The following is an 18,776-nucleotide window of genomic DNA, read 5'->3' on the forward strand; positions in this document are numbered from 1 at the left end:
AGAGACTAATGATGACTCAGATTAATATTGAAAAGCTTATTGCTGACTACCCTTTGGTACAGGAACTTATTGATTTAAAACCGGTTACATGGTTTAACCCTGATGTGACCACCACAGAAGCCGGTCTGCCGTATGTGGGATTGACGATTGACGATGCAAAGGATGCGGAAGCCCGCTTAAACCGCTTTGCACCGTATCTGATGAAAGCATTTCCTGAAACGCAGGCTATGAAAGGCATTATTGAGTCTGACACAGTGGCGATTCCTGATATGCAGGCCGCTCTTGAGGCGCGTTATCAGACACCGGTAGCCGGAAAAATGTTTCTTAAGAAAGACAGCCATCTGCCGATTTCCGGCTCGATAAAAGCGCGCGGCGGTATCTATGAAGTGCTTACTCACGCGGAAAAATTAGCGCTGGAAGCGGGATTACTGTCAACCGGTGATGATTATGCGGTGTTATTCTCTGAAAAATTCCGGCAGTTTTTCAGTCAATATCGTATTGCCGTCGGGTCAACCGGCAACTTAGGGATGTCCATCGGTATTATGAGTGCAAAACTTGGCTTCAGTGTCAGTGTGCACATGTCTGCGGATGCCAGACAATGGAAAAAAGATAAATTACGTTCTCATGGTGTGAATGTTGTTGAATATGAACAGGATTACAGCATTGCGGTGGAGCAGGGGCGCAAAGAGGCAGAAAAAGATCCGTCCTGTTTCTTTATCGATGATGAGAACTCCGTTACGCTCTTTTTGGGTTATGCGGTTGCGGGTCTGCGGCTGAAAAAACAATTTGCCGAAAAGGGAATGACAGTCGATGAACAGCACCCGCTGTTTGTGTATTTACCCTGCGGTGTCGGCGGAGGCCCCGGTGGTGTTGCGTTCGGGTTAAAACTGGCATTTGGTGATGCGGTACATTGTCTGTTTGCTGAACCGGTACACTCGCCGTGTATGCTGCTCGGTGTACATACCGGGTTGCATGATGCAATCTCGGTTCAGGAAATCGGCATTGACAATATTACCGCGGCGGACGGTTTGGCGGTCGGCCGTGCATCAGGATTTGTCGGCCGGGCAATGGAACGGCTGCTTGACGCCTATTACACGATTGACGACGCAGAAATGTATAACCTGTTGGGGTTACTTAATCAGACCGAAGCGATCAGGCTGGAACCTTCTGCTTTAGCGGGCATGCCGGGGTGTGTGCATGTGACCCGGAATGAAGCGTATTTGCAGGCTAACGCGCTGACACCGGAAGTGATGGCAAATGCCACGCATCTGGTCTGGGCAACCGGCGGCGGAATGGTTCCTGAGGATGAAATGGCGAAATATTTATCTCAGGCCAAAAGCAACTGATAACGTGGTGATAGTCTGAACAGACCGGAACCGGTGCAACAAATGCCGGTTCCGGTATCCGGTGATTATTTCCGGCTCATTTCCTGTGATTTTTCGATCGCGCTGCGGACACCGGCGATAACGGACTGACGCAGACCGGTTTCCTCCAGTTTTATCACTGCTTCAATCGTGGTACCGCCCGGCGAACAGACCATATCTTTCAGTTCACCCGGATGTTTACCGGTTTCCAGTACCATTTTGGCAGCCCCCATCACGGCTTGTGCCGCGAATTCATAGGCCTGTTTGCGCGGCATACCACCTGCCACTGCCGCATCGGCCATCGCTTCAATAAACATAAAAACATAAGCGGGAGCGGAGCCGCTGACGCCGATCACGGCATCAATCAGTGATTCCGGAACCTGTTCGGCACGGCCGAAACTGCGGCACAGCGACATAACCAGCTCAGTTTCATCATCAGACAGAAAAGCATTGACGGTGACCGATGTCATGCCAGCATTGACCAGTGCGGGGGTGTTCGGCATCAGGCGGACAACTTTGGCCTGCGACGGCAGAGCAGCTTCCAGGGTTTCCAGTGTGACACCGGCGGCCATCGAAACAATAAGGGTATTCTGTTTCAGGCAGGGCGAAATATCCCGTAATACGCCGGGGACGGCATACGGTTTTACACCTATAAAAATAATATCGGATTGTTCCGCTACACGCTGAGCGTGCGATTCGCCATGAACGCCGAATTCCTGAGCCACACGGTCAGTACTGGCCGGGCTGTGGTTATGCACAAAAACAGTATCAGGGCTGATAATTTTTCCTGAAATCAGGCCATTAAGGATTGCTTTTCCCATATTTCCGCAACCAATAAATCCGATTTTTTTATTCATGATGGCTCCTGTATTGCCTGTAAAGACTGACCGGAAGAGCAGGATACCACTCTGCGGCGCCGGGGTAACCCGGTAATTTAGGCATGATTTACATACACAAATATACAAAATCCGGGTAATATTGACCTATTATAGATACGTGAAAGTGTAAAATTTGCTCACGTTTTGGCATGGAGAATCATATGAAGTATCAGGTTAGTGGCCTGACACTTGCTGCGGTGCTGCTGATTGGCGGGTGCGCAAGTTCGGATCAGACACCGGGAACGCGCAGTGATCCGCTTGAAGGGTTTAACCGCACAATGTTCGATTTTAACTATAATGTGCTGGACCCTTATGTGCTCAGACCTGTTGCGATGGCATGGCGTGATTATGTGCCGGAACCGGCACGAAACGGTACCATCAACTTCCTCGGCAATCTTGAAGAACCGGCCAGTATGGTCAACAATTTTCTGCGCGGCGATTTCTATCAGGGATTCAAGCATTTTAACCGCTTTTTCCTGAATACGGTCTTCGGACTGGGCGGCCTGATTGATGTTGCATCAATGGCGAACCCTGAGCTGGCAAAAACAGAACCGGCCCGTTTCGGTAATACCTTAGGAAACTACGGCGTCGGGTACGGGCCTTATGTGGTTATCCCGGGCTATGGCGGCTGGACTCCGCGTGTGGATGGCGGTGACTGGCTGGATACCACGTATCCGATGCTGAGTTATCTGACTATCTGGATGGGAGTCGGTAAATGGGCTATCGAAGGTATTGATAACCGTGCACAGGCACTGGATGCGGAAGGTGTGCTGCATAATTCCAGCGATCCGTATCTGATGATGCGTGAAGCCTATTTCCAGCGTAACGATTTCCTGGCGTCAGGCGGAGAACTGAAGGTACAGGAAAACCCGAACGCGGCAGCGATTGCGGATGATTTGGATTCTATCGACAGCGAATAATGTGCCGGTACAGATACAGATAAAGAAAAAGTTCTGGTCAGTGACCAGAACTTTTTTATGTACGCAACCGGGAAAAATCAGAAGCTGTAGTTAAAGTTAACGCCGTATAACCAGGCTTTACCGGAGGAGCTGAATTCGTAATTAGGCATTTGCAGGTTCGGATTACCTAATTTACCGCCGATAGCTGCAAGCTGATCTTTACTCATCAGTGGTTCAGAAATATCGACTTTACGTCCGTGCATGTAGGCAACACCGACATCAACAGAGGCATCTTTGTTGAAGGCGTAGGTTGAGCCCAGGCTGAACCAGATACGATCCTGATCCGGAATAGAGATGGAACGGTTATTCGCCGGAACCGGACTGTCATCAAAGGCAATACCACCACGGAAGGTCCAGTTATCATCGTGATAATAGGTGGTACCTAATGCTACACGGTACGCATTTTTAAAGCCTTCATGCTTTTCAAACAGAACGCCGCCGTTTCCTTTATCCGTTGCTTTCAGCTCCTGGAATGAATCCCAGCCGGTGTAAGCAAAGGTATAGTGAACCGCCCATTTTGGTGCAACACGATGATAAGCAGAGAGCTCCCAGATATCCGGTAAATTCAGATCCAGTTTACCCTTGGTGGAACGGTCAAGCAGTCCCGGAATATTTTGGGTGAAATCACCGTCTTTAAATTTCACGGTGACTTTGGAACGGTATGTCAGGCTGAAACGGTTATCTTTGTCCAGTTCATATAACATACCGGCATTCCAGCCGTAGCCCCAGCCGTCACCTTTGAGTTTGGCAAGATTTGAGTTCGCAGGAATTTTTGCTAATGCCGGGTTTTTGGTGATCCCGGCTGCAACCTGGCCTAATTCTCCGGTATGACGGGAAATTTCCGCATCGGCGTAAACCGCATTCAGCCCCAGACCAAAACTGAAATTGTCATTCAGACGGTAAGCACCCGCGACGTTAAAGTTAGCGGTAACGAGATCAGTTTTGCCGCCGATGGCACCGGCGGAGTAGTTATCTTTGAACTCAGTGGCCAGACCGAAGTTTGTGGTGGTTGATGCGCCGACTGACCATTTTTCATTAATCGGCATAATAAAATGCAGGTTCGGGACAACTGCGCTTGGTGCAATATCTTTGGCATCAGTGCTGTTACCGGTCAGCGGGGACTTTCCGCTGATATCCACTGAAGGGTTGATCAGGATCGCACCGGCGGACATGGACGGACGATCAAATAATGTCATTGCTGCCGGGTTGCGGCTGCCGACGCTGGCATCATCCGCCACGGCACCTTCCCCTGAAAACGCACGTCCGAGTGCAGACGTGGAATATTCATTTAATTGAAAACCCGCAGCAAAAGCGTGTGTTGCTGTTAATGAAACTGCCACTGCCAATGCTGAACGAGTGAACAGGTTTTTCTGGTTCATGACCAAAACCCTCTTGTTTATTTTGTTTATGTACTACTTTGGTAGTCAGAAGTAGCGCTGGATTGTATGTTTGCTTGTGGATATGACAAATCAGACCAGTTGAGAGAGTATAGAATCAGTACACTTAAATGTTATTTTTTTGTACTGAAATAAGCGGATTGAGACGCAAAAATGCGATTTGGATTACAGTATTTTAACATTTCTGGTTTTTTTAAGGCCGAAAAGTGGCTTTAGCCCGAGTAGATCAAACATTAGATTGAATTATTATGGTTTACTTTGATAAATGGTATGATTCAGTACTAATACTGCAGGCTATTTTTAACTAACGGGAGACTGAAATGGCTGACGAAAAAAAACTGTGCAGCGCAGAAGAAACCTCAGCATGCTGCTGTGTGGATGTAGGCACTATTATTGATAACGAAAGCTGCACCTCTTCTTTCGAGCGCGTATTTGCATCTAAAGCCGATGCTGAGCAGATGATGGCAACACTGACTGCCAAAGCAAATGCAGCTGCATCTGAACCATGCAAAATCCACAGCGAATATAAAGAAACGGCTGACGGCGTTGAGCTGAAAGCGGATTTCACTTTCAGCTGCCAGGCTGAAACATTGATCTTTGAACTGGGTCTGCGTTAATTCATCAGAATAATACGCAAAATGAATTCAGGCCTCCGGTAAATACGGGGGCCTTTTTTATTACCTTCTGCTATACAAAAAGTTTATTTCCCTGAGCAACCTCGCACTTTTCAGTTATTCACATTGCGTGAATGCAACATGATGTTAACAATATCATCAGGTCAGACCACCGGCGGTTCGTGATAACCTCTCATCATGTAAGGATGAACGAATGAAGCAGGCACAGGCAGAGCGTATTGCAATTGTTGACGGATTACGGACACCGTTTGCCCGTCAGTCCACGGTATACCGTGATATTCCTGCGGTTGAACTGGGCCGGGCTGTGGTGCAGGAACTCCTTTTCCGTCAGTCATTTCCGGCAGAACTGGTCGATCTTGTCGTTTTCGGTCAGGTGATACAAATGCCTGCCGCACCCAATATCGCCCGCGAAATTGTTCTCAGTACCGGATTGCCGGTGACAACGGATGCGTACTCGGTGACCCGCGCCTGCGCCACCAGTTTTCAGGCGATTGCCAATGCGGCGCAGGCAATACAATGCGGGCAGAGTCAGATCGCGGTGGCGGGCGGGGCGGACTCGGCGTCTGTCCTGCCGATTGGCGTGTCACGTAAACTGGCAGGTGTATTACTGGATCTCAGTAAAGCCCGGTCAGTCTCTCAGAAGCTCCGGTTACTGGCGGCTCTGCGGCCGCGTGACCTCCTGCCTGTGGCTCCGGCGGTGGCTGAATATTCCACCGGTCTGCGTATGGGCGATACTGCCGAACAGATGGCGAAGCGTTACCATATCAGCCGTGAAGCACAGGATGCGTTAGCGCATCATTCACATCTGGCTGCCACACAGGCGTGGACATCCGGTGTGCTGCGCGATGAAGTGATGACCGCCCGTTTTCCGCCGTTCAGTCAGGTCTGTGAAGAAGACAATACATTTCGGAAAAATTCGCTGGCCGGCAGTTATGCCCAACTGAAACCGGCATTTGATAAACGCCACGGCACAGTCACCGCAGCAAACAGCACGCCACTGACCGACGGTGCGGCGGCCGTGCTGATGATGACAGAAAATCGCGCACGGGAACTCGGGCTGACCCCGCTGGGGTTTCTGCGCAGCTATGCATTTACGGGCAATACCGTTCAGGAAGATATGCTGCTGGGGCCATCATATGCTGCCCCGCAGGCACTTGATCGTGCCGGGCTGGCATTATCCGACCTGACACTGATTGATATGCATGAAGCCTTTGCCGCTCAGGTTCTGACTAACCTGCATTGTTTTGCCAGCGGGGATTTTGCCCGTGAAAAACTCAACCGGACATCGGCAATTGGTGAAGTGGACCCGGCGCGGTTTAATGTACTCGGCGGATCGATTGCCTACGGACATCCTTTTGCGGCAACCGGTGCCCGGATGGTGACACAGACACTGCGCGAACTGAAGCGGCGGGGTGGCGGTTTTGCAATGACTACGGCTTGTGCCGCGGGCGGTCTTGGTGTGGCGATGATCTGGGAAACGGAATAAGACGGGAGACTGATGATGACACAGCATGATGAAGCACCTTCTGCTTTCCGCCTGACAGTGCGTCCGGATCACACCGGCGTTATCACCATTGACGTCCCTGGTGAGAAAGTGAATACCCTGAAGGCTGAATTCGCTGAACAGTTCGAAGCGGTGCTGCGGGATGCCCGCAAAATTCCGGGACTGCGGGCGATGGTGATTATCTCCGGCAAGCCGGATACCTTTATTGCCGGGGCGGATATTCATATGATTGCCGGGTGTACTGAAGCTTCACAGGCTCAGGCGCTTTCTGAATCCGGACAACGGTTATTTAATCTGATCGAAAATTATCCGTTGCCGGTTGTTGCCGCTATTCACGGCAGCTGTCTCGGAGGCGGGTTGGAACTGGCTATGGCCTGCCGCAGTCGTGTTGTCACCGACAGCGATAAAACCCGGCTCGGCCTGCCGGAAGTTCAGCTGGGGCTGCTGCCCGGTTCCGGCGGGACACAGCGTCTTCCTGCACTGATCGGGCTGACGGCGGCTCTGGATATGATGCTGACCGGGCGGCAGTTGCGGGCAAAACAAGTCGTTAAAATACGGCTGGCCGATGATATTGTTCCGCCGGAAATTTTGCTGGAAACAGCGGTTGCCCGCGCATTGTCGGCAAATCCGGCACAGCGCACTCCGGTGCCGTTCCGGCAAAAAATAATGAAAATGAAAGGGATACGGGATATCCTTTTTCGTATAATCCGTAAACAGGTTCGCCGCCGCACCCGCGGGCACTATCCGGCGGCTGAACAGATTATTGATGTGGTACAGTGCGGACAGGAAAAAGGGCGGGATGCCGGGTTTAATGCCGAGGCAGTCGCATTTGGTAAACTGGCAGTCACACCGGAATCCGGCGCACTCCGCCACCTCTTTTTCGCCTCAACAGCACTGAAAAAAGATGCAGCGGATGGCGTAAAACCAGCAGAATTGCACCATGTGGCAGTGCTGGGCGGCGGGCTGATGGGCGCCGGAATAGCCGCAATTACCTGCCAGCGTGCCGGGTTGCCGGTCAGAATTAAAGACGTTTCACAGGAGGGAGTCAGTAAAGCACTGGCCTTTTTCTGGCAGCATCTGAGCAGACAGGTGAAACGCAGACGTCTTTCCCCGCGTGAGCGGACACAACTGATGCACGGAATGACCGGTACTACGGATTACCGGGGATTTCACCGTATTGATTTTGTGGCGGAAGCGGTTTTTGAATCCCTGTCACTTAAACAGCAGATGATCGCGGAAACAGAAGCCGTGACACCTCCGGATACTATTTTTGCCTCGAATACCTCGTCACTGCCCATTCGTGATATTGCCGCAAAGGCGTTACGACCTGAAAAAATCATCGGACTGCATTATTTCAGCCCGGCCGAAAAAATGCCGCTGGCGGAAATTATTCCTCATGAAGGCACCGATGCGGTAACACTGGCGACCACATTGCAACTGGCGCGCAAACAGGGAAAAACAGCGATTGTGGTCGGTGATAAAGCCGGATTTTATGTCAACCGCATCCTGGCGCCGTATATTACGGAAGCACTGCATTGTCTGGTTGAAGGTGAACCGGCAGAAAAAATCGACAAGGCACTGACAGATTTCGGCTTTCCGTTAGGGCCGGTAGCACTGCTGGATGAAGTGGGGATTGATGTCGGCACCAAAATTATGCCGGTACTGGAAGCCGCATTTGGTGAGCGGTTTGCACTACCGCCGCAGCTGGATGCCCTTTTCCGCGATAACCGGCTGGGAAAGAAAAACAAACGCGGATTTTATGATTACACGCCATTGCCATGGTGGAAACGCTGTGGCCGCAAGACACCGCGTAAAGCCGACAAACAAATCTATCCGCTGCTGGGCATCACCGTGCAGGAACGCCTTACATCGCAGGAGATCACAGAGCGCTGTCTGATGATGATGCTCAATGAAGCCGTGAGGGCACTGGATGAACAGGTTATCCGTTCCCCGGCAGACGGCGATATCGGCGCCGTCTTCGGTATTGGTTTTCCGCCGTTCCTTGGCGGGCCGTTTTACTATATGGACAGCCTGTCCGCCGCCGTTATGACAGAAAAACTGACAACACTGGCTGCCCGTTACGGTGACCGTTTCATGCCGTGTGAGGCGTTACAGCAACGTGCTGCGGATAAGCGCCGGTTTTACTGAGAAATTACGGTGAGACGGCAGTGAATTGTTTTATTTTTCTGAACAGGTTCTGAACAAAATTCAGGTTTATCTCTGTGCTGAATCATTTTAATTATGATTAATTTGAGGCAGAATGCCTCTCATCTCCCCTGACGGGGACGCAGAAATAACGATAATTTTAAACAGACCATTCTTTGATGTGATACGGCCCGGGGATTCAGATATGACCGTATCCGTCCTGTTCAGACGGTGACATATGCAAGTATTTATTATGCGACATGGCGATGCTGCTTTGCAGGCCGCCAGTGATTCAGTACGACCCCTTACCGGGAAAGGGATAACCGATTCCCGCCGCATGGCAAAATGGCTTGCCGGGCAGCATATCCTGACGGATACCGTTCTGGTCAGTCCGTATCTGCGGGCAGAGCAGACACTGACCGAAATTCGTGATGAGCTCAATTTACCGGCGCAGGAAGAGGTAATGCCGGGACTGACTCCTTCAGGAAATGCGGAAAGCGCGGCGGATTATATCCGCTACCTGGCGGAGGAAGGGCGCAAAGGGGTGCTGGTGGTATCGCATCTGCCGCTGGTTGGTTATCTGGTAGCGGCATTGTGTCCGCAGGAGACGGCACCGATGTTTGCAACATCCTCTGTTGCCTGTATCGAACTGGATAATAACGGACGCGGTACACTGCTCTGGCACCGCGGTCCCGGACAGATTGACTGATTACTCGCGCCGGGCGGTTTCAGCAATTTCAATCAGCAGCAGTAATGCCGCAGTACCGCCCCATTCCTTGGGCGCCTGGTGAAAGGCAATCACATCCGGGTGTTGTGCCAGCCATAATGGTGTTTGTTGCTTCAGGACATGTTTGCCGTGCCCGTGCATAATACAGACACAATAGGTGTTTTCACGGCGGGCCGCGGCTATCAGTGCACCAATTTCCTGTTTGGCCTGAAGCTGGGTCAGTCCGTGCAGATCCAAAAACAGTTCCGGCACGTAATCTCCGCGCCGCAGTTTTTTCAGTTCATACGGGCTGGCATTTTCCCGCAGATAACGCGCAGGGCCGTCCATATCCAGGTTCGGACGGTATTCATCAGAGAAATAAAAACTGGCATCAACCTGGTCCTGCAACAGCCGTTCCGGCGCAATTTTTGTCACACCGGCCCGTGATTTCGGGTGCACCACAATATCCTGTCTGATTTTACGCGTCCCGCTGATGGCCTCTTTAAACAGATTCAGGTCATCATCAGTCAGGGGTGTCTTCTTTTTCATAACATCTCATCACTGATTATTTTCCATAGTGTAACCGATTTTTTTAAGGATGTTGACGCTATACTGCCGGTCACAACTGACAAAAACTGCCGGAAAATTGCCGTGCATTTCACAAGATATGCTGATTTAGCAGCGACTTCATGGCAAACTACGCTATCAGATATTTTCTTTTGTTTTACCCCGCCGGAGGCACTTTGGATAAAATTTACGTTGATGAAGCCGTCAGTGAGCTTCACACGCTGCAGGATATACTGCGCTGGGCAATGAGCCGTTTTAATGCCGCGAACATCTACTATGGCCACGGCACAGATAATGCCTGGGATGAAGCTCTCCAGCTGGTACTGCCGACACTGTTCCTGCCTCTGGATTTACCCGCTGAGCTGTATCAGTCACGACTGACTTCCTCAGAGCGTCACCGCATTGTGGAACGTGTGCTGCGCCGGATCACCGAGCGTGTGCCGGTGCCGTATCTGACCAACCGGTCCTGGTTCTGCGGTCACGAATTTTATGTTGATGAGCGCGTGCTGATCCCGCGTTCGCCGATTGGTGAGCTGATTAATAATCACTTTGCCGGTTTACTGGATTCCGAACCGGAAGCAATTCTGGATCTGTGTACCGGCAGCGGCTGTATCGCAATTGCCTGCGCTTATGAGTTCCCGGACGCAGAAGTTGATGCGGCAGACATTTCCGCCGATGTGCTGGAAGTCACAGAAATGAACATTGAAAATCACGGCTTATCTCATCGTGTCGTTCCGATGCGTTCAGATCTGTTTAACGATCTGCCGGCAGTGAAGTATGACCTGATTGTCACCAACCCGCCGTATGTCGATGCGGAAGACATGAGTGATTTACCGGATGAATTCCGCGTTGAGCCTGAACTGGCGCTGGCTGCGGGCAGTGATGGTCTGAAACTGGTTCGCCGCATTCTCGCGAATGCCCCGGATTATATGTCAGAAGATGCGGTACTGATTTGTGAAGTCGGTAACAGTCAGGTACATCTGATGGCCGAATTCCCTGAAGTGCCGTTTATCTGGCTGTCGTTTGAAAACGGGGGTGACGGTGTCTTTATGTTAACTCGTGATCAATTAGCAGAACATCATGACGCTTTTAAACTTTTCAAATAACCGTTCCTCATGTAGGAATAGAAGCATAAAAACAGGTTAAAACCATTCACTTGCACACAATCAGAGACAGGAAAACACGATGGCCGGAAACAGTATCGGCGAACTTTTTCGCGTAACCACCTTTGGTGAATCACATGGCCCGGCGCTGGGTTGTATTGTTGACGGCGTACCGCCGGGACTGGCGCTGACAGAAGCTGATATGCAGATTGATCTCGATCGCCGCCGTCCGGGCACATCGCGCTATACCACACAGCGTCGTGAGCCGGATCAGGTCAGAATTCTGTCAGGGGTATTTGAAGGAAAAACCACCGGAACCAGTATCGGACTGCTGATTGAAAATACCGATCAGCGCTCACAGGATTACGGTGCCATCAAAGATCTCTTCCGGCCGGGACATGCGGATTACACGTATGAGCAGAAGTACGGCTTTCGTGATTACCGCGGCGGCGGCCGCTCATCAGCCCGTGAAACGGCGATGCGCGTGGCGGCCGGGGCTATCGCCAAAAAGTATCTGCACGAAAAATTTGGTGTGACAGTCCGTGCCTGCCTGACTCAGATGGGGGATATTAAATGTGATATCCGCGACTGGGCTCTGGCAGAGCAAAATCCGTTTTTCTGTCCTGATGAACGTCAGCTGGAGGCGCTGGATGAATTATTGCGCGGCCTGAAAAAAGAAGGGGATTCCATCGGTGCGAAAGTCACGGTTGTGGCGGAAAACGTCCCGGCGGGTCTGGGTGAACCGGTCTTTGATCGTCTTGATGCGGATCTGGCGCATGCGCTGATGAGTATCAATGCGGTAAAAGGCGTTGAAATCGGAGACGGCTTCGGCGTGGTTAACCTCAAAGGCAGCGAAAACCGGGATGAAATTTATCAGACCGGTTTTACCAGCAATCACGCGGGCGGCATTCTCGGCGGCATCAGCAGCGGCCAGCCAATCATCGCACATATTGCCCTGAAACCGACATCGTCGATTACCGTTCCCGGTAATACGCTGAACCGGCAGGGCGAAGAGGTGGCTATGATCACCAAAGGGCGTCATGACCCCTGTGTCGGGATACGTGCTGTGCCGATTGCCGAAGCGATGACAGCGATAGTGCTGCTCGATCACCTTCTGCGTCACCGCGGACAATGTGCGGATGTCACACCGCCGTTACCGGCCTGGTCATGATTTAAACTGGCGTCCCAGGTATTGTGCCCGGGATTTTATTGGCAGGTAAAAAATGGAATGGTTTCAGTTCGGTGTTGAAATCTATGTATTGCTGTTCTTTGTTGCTCTGATTGCCGGATTTATTGATGCAATCGCCGGCGGAGGCGGATTACTGACAATCCCGGCATTGCTGGCGGTCGGCGTACCGCCGGTGCAGGCTCTGGCGACCAACAAATTGCAGGCGGTCGGCGGCTCTTTCTCTGCCAGTTTCTATTTTGTCCGGCGCAAAGCGGTGGATCTTGCCGGACAGCGGGTTCCGATAGTGATGACGCTGATTGGCGCGGTTATCGGTTCCGGGCTGGTGCAGTTTGTGGATCCGGAATTTCTCCGTCAGTTGCTGCCGCTGCTGGTCATTGCCATCGGTCTCTATTTCCTGCTGACGCCGTCCATTGGTGCTGCGGATCAGAAACAGCGCCTGATGCCGTTTGCCTTCGGCTGTACCGCCGGTATCGGGATCGGTTTTTATGACGGCGTTTTCGGCCCGGGGGCAGGCTCTTTCTACGCGCTGGCGTATGTGACACTGGCCGGTTTTAACCTGGCGAAAGCCACGGCACACGCCAAAGTCCTCAATTTTGCATCCAACGTCGGGTCACTCTCATTCTTTATTTTCAGCGGTCACGTTATCTGGCTGATGGGCTTTGCCATGCTGGGCGGACAACTTATCGGTGCACGCCTCGGTGCCCGTATGGTGCTGAGCCGCGGACAAAAACTGATCCGCCCGATGCTGGTAACTGTCTCTTTCCTGATGAGCATCAAACTGCTTTATGACAATCACGGTGATACTATCAGTACGTGGCTGTCTCAGCTTTCTTAATTTTTATTAGTGGTTTATATAATCAATGAGTACACATCAATATCAGCAGCTGATTGAGATTTTTGATAACGAATTTCTCGCTGATTTCAATACCCGCCTGATTAAAGGCGACGATGAGCCGATTTATCTGCCTGCAGATGATGAAGCGCCTTATAACCGCATCGTGTTTGCTCACGGCTTTTATGCCAGTGCGATCCATGAAATATCGCACTGGTGTATTGCCGGGAAAGAGCGCAGAAAGCTGGTGGATTTTGGTTACTGGTACTGCCCGGACGGGCGGGACGCACAAACGCAGTCAGAATTTGAGGTCGTGGAAATAAAACCGCAGGCACTGGACTGGTTATTTTGTCAGGCTGCCGGTTATCCGTTTAACGTCAGTTGTGACAATCTTGACGGCGATTTCGAGCCTGATCGCGTCAAATTCCGGCGTATTGTTCACGGGCAGGTGATGGAATATCTGGCGCAGAACTCAATACCCACGCGTGCAGCAAGGTTTATTAATGCCCTGCAATCGTTCTACAATACGCCGCCGCTGACTGCGGACCAATTTCCATGGCCGGAAGATCCGTTTGCCTGACAAACGATTCCGGTGACTGAACTTTAAGGAACAAACATGCTTGCGGATTATGAAACGCGTATCCTCGCCCAGATTGATGACATGGTTGAACATGCCACAGACGATGAACTGTTTGCGGGTGGCTATCTGCAGGGGCATCTGACCCTCGCGGTGGCAGAACTGGAACAGTCGGGTGATCACTCTGTTGAGGCACTTCATAACCGGGTGGAGGAGAGCATCCGTCAGGCAATCAGCGCCGGAGAGCTGACACCGCCGGATCAGGTGCTGGTGCTGGAAACCTGGAAACGCCTGCTGAAAAGCGCGCAGGAGCAGGAATGACAGATAAACCGCAATACCGCATCCGCCAGGCCCGTCCGGCGGACGCCGCATTGTTACCGGCCGTTGAATCCTCTGCCGGCGCGTTATTTGCAACTGTCCCGGGGTATGAGTGGATAGCCCGCAGCGAAGGTCATTCCGAAACCGCATTCCGCAATTTTATCGCCAACGGTAATGCGTGGGTGGCGGCGGACAATCAGGATCAACCGGCCGGGTTTGTGCTGGTGTCCAACCTCGGTACCGGGCTGCATATTGATGAGCTTTCTGTCTCTGCGGCGCATCAGCGTCAGGGGCTGGGGCGACAGCTGATTGAGCGGGTGAAGAGTGTGGCGCTGGCACGCGGTTGTGCCGCGGTAACACTGACCACATTCCGTGATGTGGTATGGAACCGTCCTTATTATGAACATCTCGGTTTTGAAGTATGTGATGTTTCCCGTGCTCCGGCACTGGAAGCGATTATGCTGAAAGAGGCAGAATACGGACTGCAGTTCTGTGATCGTTGTGCCATGATTTACCGGTTTTTCTAAAAAAGTTAAATATCGCACGTAAAAAGAAAAGGTCGCTCCGGTATGCGGCCTTTTTTATTTATGGCGGATTAAGAAACTAATTATTAAGCTATTAACAGATAATAATAAAAGATCTTGAGATTGTGATATTTACAGCGAAAATAGTGCCGCTTTTGTCTGTCTCCGGTATGTATTTCATCATCGTTATATAGATTTTTCTGTTTAACAGAATGATTTTAAATAATGTTTCTGATATCTGAATGGTGATTTTTTCTGAGGCAGTTGTTTCTTTTTGTTGCGTTAACGTCAACAACTACGCAGAGATGTTGAGTAAATAGCAATAACTATTAACTTGCTATTAACATTTGTTGTGTCAGAATGTGTCTGTCCCCATAAAACACAGGTATTGATTATGTTTGAATTACAACCGAAAAACACAGCACAACAGGCTGTGACTATTTACACCAAGATAGCGGTTGCTGCGGTGGTATTGCTGGCACTGTTATTTTCTTTCTGGTTTAAACTTGACGGAATGAGCGTTATTGAAAGAGCAGTCCCTTCCATCGGTATGATTTTATTTACCGGGTTAATAATTTTTAATGCCAAACGGGAATTAGATTCGCTGTACCGTTCAGAGGATAAATGTGCGAAAAATGCAGTTGCTCTGAACGCCTGACAGAAACGGTATCGCATCACGTGGACTGATAAATATAAAGCAGAGACGATCATGGATCATCAGCAGCAATGCTGATGATCCTTTTTTTATGCAAAAATTATTTGTACAAATCAGCCCCGGTTTCCTGAGCAATATAACCGATAGCCGCCTGTGCCCTGACACTGTTACCTGCTTTATCCAGCGGCGGGGAATAGACCGCGACGGCGTATTTACCCGGAACCACGGCCAGAATTCCGCCGCCGACACCACTTTTCGCCGGGATACCGACCTGATATAACCAGGTGCCGGAACCGTCATACAGCCCGGCAACAGCCATTTCTGCCAGAACTTTGCCGGTGTTTTCCGCACTCAGTAACTGTTTGCCGTTGTACGGGGATTTGCCCTGATTAGCCAGCACCGCGCCCATTTTGGCGAGATCAACGGTAGTGGCATCCACTGAACACTGGCGGGTATAGAGATCAACCGCCTCATCCGGATTGCCGTATAACATGCCGTAGGACTGCATCAGCCGTGCCAGTGCCTGGTTGTGCTGATTGGTTTCTGATTCAGAGCGGTACACTTCATCATTCACCGTCAGTTTGGTATCGGCGAACGCTTCCATGTTTTCCATAATCTGCTGCCAGCGGTCATCCGGGTTTTTGGCTTTGATCAGGCTGACGGCACTGATAGCCCCGGCATTGACCAGCGGGTTCTGCGGGCGATCCGGACGCAGCTCTATCGCCAGACCGGAGTTAAACGGCAGTCCGGTGGCGTTAGCACCCAGTTTTTCCAGTACAACCTCTGACCCCTGCTGATTCATCACCAGCGCGAGGGTAAAGACTTTTGACAGCGACTCAAGAGGAAACAGCGCGTCTTTATCCCCGGCGCTGTAGATTTTTCCGTCTACCGTGGCAATAACAACGGCGTAATTATCGGGGCTGTATTTGGCGAGTGCCGGGATGTAATCCGCCACATCACCGGCTTTTTCGGTTTTGAATTTCTGATACGCCTGCTCAACGATCGTATCGTACTGAATAGCATTGCTTTGAATAACATTGCTGTGAACAGCATTATCGGGAATATTATTATTCTTTGCGTAAGCAGAGGTAAAACAAAACAGCGAAAAGGTTAAGGCGATAACTATTTTATTCTTCATAATCTTCTCCGGTTAATATTTCCGGATGAAGCGTATAGGCGCACTGACTTTTCTGTAAATTGATCATTGGGCAAGAGAAATTGCCGCTGACAGGTGAACTGCACCGGTTTTCGTGAGAAAGCACACAAAATGACCCAGGTTTGTGGCAGTGATCAATAAAGTCCGGCGATGATAGTTTGCGTTACCGCCGGAAAAATTATCAATAATGTGACGGGGACCGGCTCTGCGGCCGGTCAGGTGCAGATTATGACTTTTGCGGCAGCGGGCGGCCTTTCAGCAATTTGCGGACATGGAAACGGGCGGGATGAATGGCGGCCAGTGTTTCATCATCCAGGGGAAGCGCTTCATCAAAAATCTGTGCCGCGAGTACCTCAGCGGCCAGCGGGGCGGTGCATAATCCCCGTGAACCGAGTGCCGCCAGCAGAAACAGCTGTGGCTGATGCGGCACACTGCATACGGAATCAGGCGCGGATTTTTGTTCGTCCAGATGTGCATAACACACTGTTATTTCTTCAAAATCAGGGACATTCCCGGCCAGCGGCAGGTGATCGCGCAGTGAGCAGCGGATCCCCTGACGGGATGCTCCGGCGCTGATATCCACTGCCTGAGGCCAGCTGACATCCGGCAGTGACGTAAGCAGCCGCTGTTTATTAGCCGTTTGTTCCTCTTCGCGATATTCCGTGCCGGTATCATTACGCTGGTGGCTGGCACCGATGCAGTGCAGGCCGTCAGCCGGATTTACCGGGGTCAGATAACCCTCATAACACAACACTTTTTTCAGCCCGGCAATGGCGGGAACAGACGGGACATGGCTGACCTGACCACGTACCGGTGTGACCGGCAGCGGGGCGGTCTGCGGGAACTGACTGATACAATAGCCGTTGGCCAGTATCACCACATCGGCCTCTGTCGTACTGCTATCAGCAAACCGGAGCTGCCAGCCCTGTCCGGCGGGGATCAGTTCTTTTACTTCACAGCTGAAATGCAGGTGAAGCCCCTCTTTTTGTGCCAGCGCTGCGGTATTGCGCACCAGTTCCTGCGGGCAGAGCCAGCCGCCCTGCGGATAATGCAGGCCGTCAAAATTCACATCCGTTCCGGCAAGTGCAGAAAGCTGTTCCCGTGACAGGCGCTGCACCATCTCATCCGGCCATGTGACGGATGAAATGTTATTAATTTTTTTGCTGCTTTTTTCGTGATACATCAGCTGGATCACACCGCACCAGTCATGGTCATATTTCACGCCCTGAGCTGACAACGCATCATAGGTACGGCGGGCAAACGGGAAAGCGGCGGTAAAAAAACGTTCAGGCGGATCATCCCGGCCGGTCAGCAGCGGATAAAGCGCGCCCTGGCGGTTACCGGAGGCATTGAGTGCCAAAGTGTTATCCGCACAATATAAGGAAACCTCCGCACCACGGCGGAGCAGGGCGAGGGACGTGAGAACCCCGGCGATACCGCCGCCGATGACGGCTATCTGCTGCCGCGCGGCGGCCGGGGGGCGATCAAACCACGGCGTTGCAGATGATACTGCTTCACGGGGATTCACCCCGGCAAGGCATTCACGTTTATGTGCAAACCCTTTGCGGCGCTCAACGCTGAACCCGGCCTGCTGCAAACCACGGCGCACGAATCCGGCGGCCGTAAAGGTGGCAAAAGTGCCGCCGGGGCGGGAAAAACGGATCATCAGATCAAACAGAGACTGTTGCCACATATCCGGGTTTTTGGACGGCGCAAAACCGTCCAGGAACCAGGCATCAATTTTGTTATCCAGCGCATGAGTAAGAGAAGGAAGCAGCTCGTTGACATCCCCCAACCATAAATCGAGCGTAATTTCTCCGCCGGACAGCTGGATACGGTGACAACCCGGCAATGGCTGCGGCCACTGAGCGCACAGTTGTAAGGAGAAATCAGCGAACTCCGGCCAGTGCCGGTGGGCAGCCTGTAAATCGGCCACCGTCAGCGGGAATTTTTCAAAGCTGATAAAGTGCAGGCGCCTCAGCGGATGCCCGGGATGGGCGGCACGGAACGCCCGGAAGCTCTGCCACAGTGTGAGAAAATTAAGTCCGGTACCGAACCCGGTTTCGGCCACGGTACAGACCGGGGTGGTCATCTGTGCAAACCTGTCCGGAAAACCGTTTCCGTTAAGAAACACATAGCGGGTTTCCGCCAGTCCGTCATCGTTCGAAAAATAGACGTCATCAAAATGTTGCGAAACAGGTGTACCCTGTTCATTCCAGGTTAAATGTGCAGTTTCAATTGCGGTTTTTTTCACGTTACGGCCTGAG

Annotated in this window: 18 protein-coding genes; 13 read left to right on the top strand and 5 right to left on the bottom strand. The window is 51.5% G+C overall.

The features are described from left to right. Window positions 1-11 precede the first annotated feature (11 nt). Window positions 12-1,346: a D-serine ammonia-lyase gene (dsdA, locus tag R5268_RS11150; RefSeq protein ID WP_317419403.1), complete on the top strand. Its 1,335-nt coding sequence runs from the start codon at window positions 12-14 to the stop codon at window positions 1,344-1,346. 65 nt (window positions 1,347-1,411) lie between these two features. Here dsdA and proC read toward each other — a convergent pair whose 3' ends face one another. Continuing rightward, window positions 1,412-2,221: a pyrroline-5-carboxylate reductase gene (gene proC, locus R5268_RS11155; protein ID WP_317419344.1), complete on the bottom strand. Its 810-nt coding sequence runs from the start codon at window positions 2,219-2,221 to the stop codon at window positions 1,412-1,414. 182 nt (window positions 2,222-2,403) lie between these two features. Here proC and mlaA point away from each other — a divergent pair, with 182 nt between their 5' ends. Then, on the top strand, window positions 2,404-3,162 hold the full coding sequence (gene mlaA, locus R5268_RS11160; RefSeq protein WP_052927011.1) for a phospholipid-binding lipoprotein MlaA: 759 nt from the start codon (window positions 2,404-2,406) through the stop codon (window positions 3,160-3,162). Between the two features lie 77 nt (window positions 3,163-3,239). On the opposite strand, the gene fadL is transcribed toward mlaA, so the two are convergent. Beyond that, a complete protein-coding gene (gene fadL, locus R5268_RS11165) occupies window positions 3,240-4,580 on the bottom strand; it encodes a long-chain fatty acid transporter FadL (RefSeq protein WP_182106691.1) in 1,341 nt (446 codons plus the stop codon). A 338-nt stretch (window positions 4,581-4,918) separates the two neighbouring features. Here fadL and R5268_RS11170 point away from each other — a divergent pair, with 338 nt between their 5' ends. From R5268_RS11170 to sixA, 4 genes are all read left to right on the top strand, one after another. Further along, entirely contained in the window at window positions 4,919-5,215 is a 297-nt protein-coding gene (locus R5268_RS11170; protein ID WP_046893988.1) for a YfcZ/YiiS family protein, read from the top strand. A 211-nt stretch (window positions 5,216-5,426) separates the two neighbouring features. Further along, window positions 5,427-6,719 (top strand): acetyl-CoA C-acyltransferase FadI, encoded by a 1,293-nt coding sequence (fadI, locus tag R5268_RS11175; protein WP_317419345.1) that lies wholly within the window; start codon window positions 5,427-5,429, stop codon window positions 6,717-6,719. A gap of 12 nt (window positions 6,720-6,731) precedes the next feature. After that, window positions 6,732-8,885 (top strand): fatty acid oxidation complex subunit alpha FadJ, encoded by a 2,154-nt coding sequence (gene fadJ / locus R5268_RS11180; protein WP_317419346.1) that lies wholly within the window; start codon window positions 6,732-6,734, stop codon window positions 8,883-8,885. 235 nt (window positions 8,886-9,120) lie between these two features. Further along, the gene (sixA, locus tag R5268_RS11185; RefSeq protein ID WP_317419347.1) at window positions 9,121-9,591 is read left to right on the top strand and encodes a phosphohistidine phosphatase SixA; all 471 of its coding nucleotides are present in this window, start codon (window positions 9,121-9,123) and stop codon (window positions 9,589-9,591) included. Here the strand turns inward: sixA and smrB are convergent, their stop codons facing one another. Next, complete coding sequence (gene smrB / locus R5268_RS11190; protein WP_025154914.1) at window positions 9,592-10,137, bottom strand: endonuclease SmrB; 546 nt, start codon at window positions 10,135-10,137, stop codon at window positions 9,592-9,594. Window positions 10,138-10,331: 194 nt separating this feature from the next. On the opposite strand from smrB, the gene prmB reads away from it, so the two are divergent. From prmB to R5268_RS11225, 7 genes are all read left to right on the top strand, one after another. Beyond that, window positions 10,332-11,261 carry a 50S ribosomal protein L3 N(5)-glutamine methyltransferase gene (prmB, locus tag R5268_RS11195; protein WP_046893992.1) on the top strand — a complete coding sequence of 310 codons (930 nt, stop codon included), beginning with the start codon at window positions 10,332-10,334 and terminating at the stop codon, window positions 11,259-11,261. 79 nt (window positions 11,262-11,340) lie between these two features. Further along, the gene (gene aroC, locus R5268_RS11200) at window positions 11,341-12,429 is read left to right on the top strand and encodes a chorismate synthase (RefSeq protein WP_052927016.1); all 1,089 of its coding nucleotides are present in this window, start codon (window positions 11,341-11,343) and stop codon (window positions 12,427-12,429) included. 52 nt (window positions 12,430-12,481) lie between these two features. Further along, window positions 12,482-13,282, top strand: coding sequence for a sulfite exporter TauE/SafE family protein (locus R5268_RS11205; protein WP_218454230.1), 801 nt, complete (start codon window positions 12,482-12,484; stop codon window positions 13,280-13,282). A 25-nt stretch (window positions 13,283-13,307) separates the two neighbouring features. Further along, window positions 13,308-13,859 (top strand): elongation factor P hydroxylase, encoded by a 552-nt coding sequence (locus tag R5268_RS11210; protein WP_107678903.1) that lies wholly within the window; start codon window positions 13,308-13,310, stop codon window positions 13,857-13,859. Window positions 13,860-13,895: 36 nt separating this feature from the next. Continuing rightward, entirely contained in the window at window positions 13,896-14,177 is a 282-nt protein-coding gene (locus R5268_RS11215) for a YfcL family protein (protein ID WP_046893996.1), read from the top strand. After that, window positions 14,174-14,701, top strand: coding sequence for a GNAT family N-acetyltransferase (locus tag R5268_RS11220; protein ID WP_107678902.1), 528 nt, complete (start codon window positions 14,174-14,176; stop codon window positions 14,699-14,701). The genes R5268_RS11215 and R5268_RS11220 overlap by 4 nt, the downstream gene beginning before the upstream one ends. Window positions 14,702-15,092: 391 nt before the next feature. Continuing rightward, complete coding sequence (locus tag R5268_RS11225) at window positions 15,093-15,356, top strand: hypothetical protein (protein WP_046893998.1); 264 nt, start codon at window positions 15,093-15,095, stop codon at window positions 15,354-15,356. A 97-nt stretch (window positions 15,357-15,453) separates the two neighbouring features. Here the strand turns inward: R5268_RS11225 and glsA are convergent, their stop codons facing one another. Both glsA and mnmC read right to left on the bottom strand, forming a co-directional pair. Then, entirely contained in the window at window positions 15,454-16,491 is a 1,038-nt protein-coding gene (glsA, locus tag R5268_RS11230; RefSeq protein WP_317419348.1) for a glutaminase A, read from the bottom strand. 244 nt (window positions 16,492-16,735) lie between these two features. Further along, entirely contained in the window at window positions 16,736-18,763 is a 2,028-nt protein-coding gene (mnmC, locus tag R5268_RS11235; protein WP_317419349.1) for a bifunctional tRNA (5-methylaminomethyl-2-thiouridine)(34)-methyltransferase MnmD/FAD-dependent 5-carboxymethylaminomethyl-2-thiouridine(34) oxidoreductase MnmC, read from the bottom strand. Window positions 18,764-18,776: the final 13 nt, after the last annotated feature.

The organism is Morganella sp. BCCO 40_0007, assembly GCF_032989665.1.
Taxonomy (GTDB): domain Bacteria; phylum Pseudomonadota; class Gammaproteobacteria; order Enterobacterales; family Enterobacteriaceae; genus Morganella; species Morganella sibonii.

Coding starts and splice junctions, on each gene's coding strand:
- dsdA (WP_317419403.1), top strand. CDS start 12: ATGACTCAGATTAATATTGAAAAGCTTATTGCTGACTACCCTTTGGTA.
- proC (WP_317419344.1), bottom strand. CDS start 2,221: ATGAATAAAAAAATCGGATTTATTGGTTGCGGAAATATGGGAAAAGCA.
- mlaA (WP_052927011.1), top strand. CDS start 2,404: ATGAAGTATCAGGTTAGTGGCCTGACACTTGCTGCGGTGCTGCTGATT.
- fadL (WP_182106691.1), bottom strand. CDS start 4,580: ATGAACCAGAAAAACCTGTTCACTCGTTCAGCATTGGCAGTGGCAGTT.
- R5268_RS11170 (WP_046893988.1), top strand. CDS start 4,919: ATGGCTGACGAAAAAAAACTGTGCAGCGCAGAAGAAACCTCAGCATGC.
- fadI (WP_317419345.1), top strand. CDS start 5,427: ATGAAGCAGGCACAGGCAGAGCGTATTGCAATTGTTGACGGATTACGG.
- fadJ (WP_317419346.1), top strand. CDS start 6,732: ATGATGACACAGCATGATGAAGCACCTTCTGCTTTCCGCCTGACAGTG.
- sixA (WP_317419347.1), top strand. CDS start 9,121: ATGCAAGTATTTATTATGCGACATGGCGATGCTGCTTTGCAGGCCGCC.
- smrB (WP_025154914.1), bottom strand. CDS start 10,137: ATGAAAAAGAAGACACCCCTGACTGATGATGACCTGAATCTGTTTAAA.
- aroC (WP_052927016.1), top strand. CDS start 11,341: ATGGCCGGAAACAGTATCGGCGAACTTTTTCGCGTAACCACCTTTGGT.
- R5268_RS11205 (WP_218454230.1), top strand. CDS start 12,482: ATGGAATGGTTTCAGTTCGGTGTTGAAATCTATGTATTGCTGTTCTTT.
- R5268_RS11210 (WP_107678903.1), top strand. CDS start 13,308: ATGAGTACACATCAATATCAGCAGCTGATTGAGATTTTTGATAACGAA.
- R5268_RS11215 (WP_046893996.1), top strand. CDS start 13,896: ATGCTTGCGGATTATGAAACGCGTATCCTCGCCCAGATTGATGACATG.
- R5268_RS11220 (WP_107678902.1), top strand. CDS start 14,174: ATGACAGATAAACCGCAATACCGCATCCGCCAGGCCCGTCCGGCGGAC.
- R5268_RS11225 (WP_046893998.1), top strand. CDS start 15,093: ATGTTTGAATTACAACCGAAAAACACAGCACAACAGGCTGTGACTATT.
- glsA (WP_317419348.1), bottom strand. CDS start 16,491: ATGAAGAATAAAATAGTTATCGCCTTAACCTTTTCGCTGTTTTGTTTT.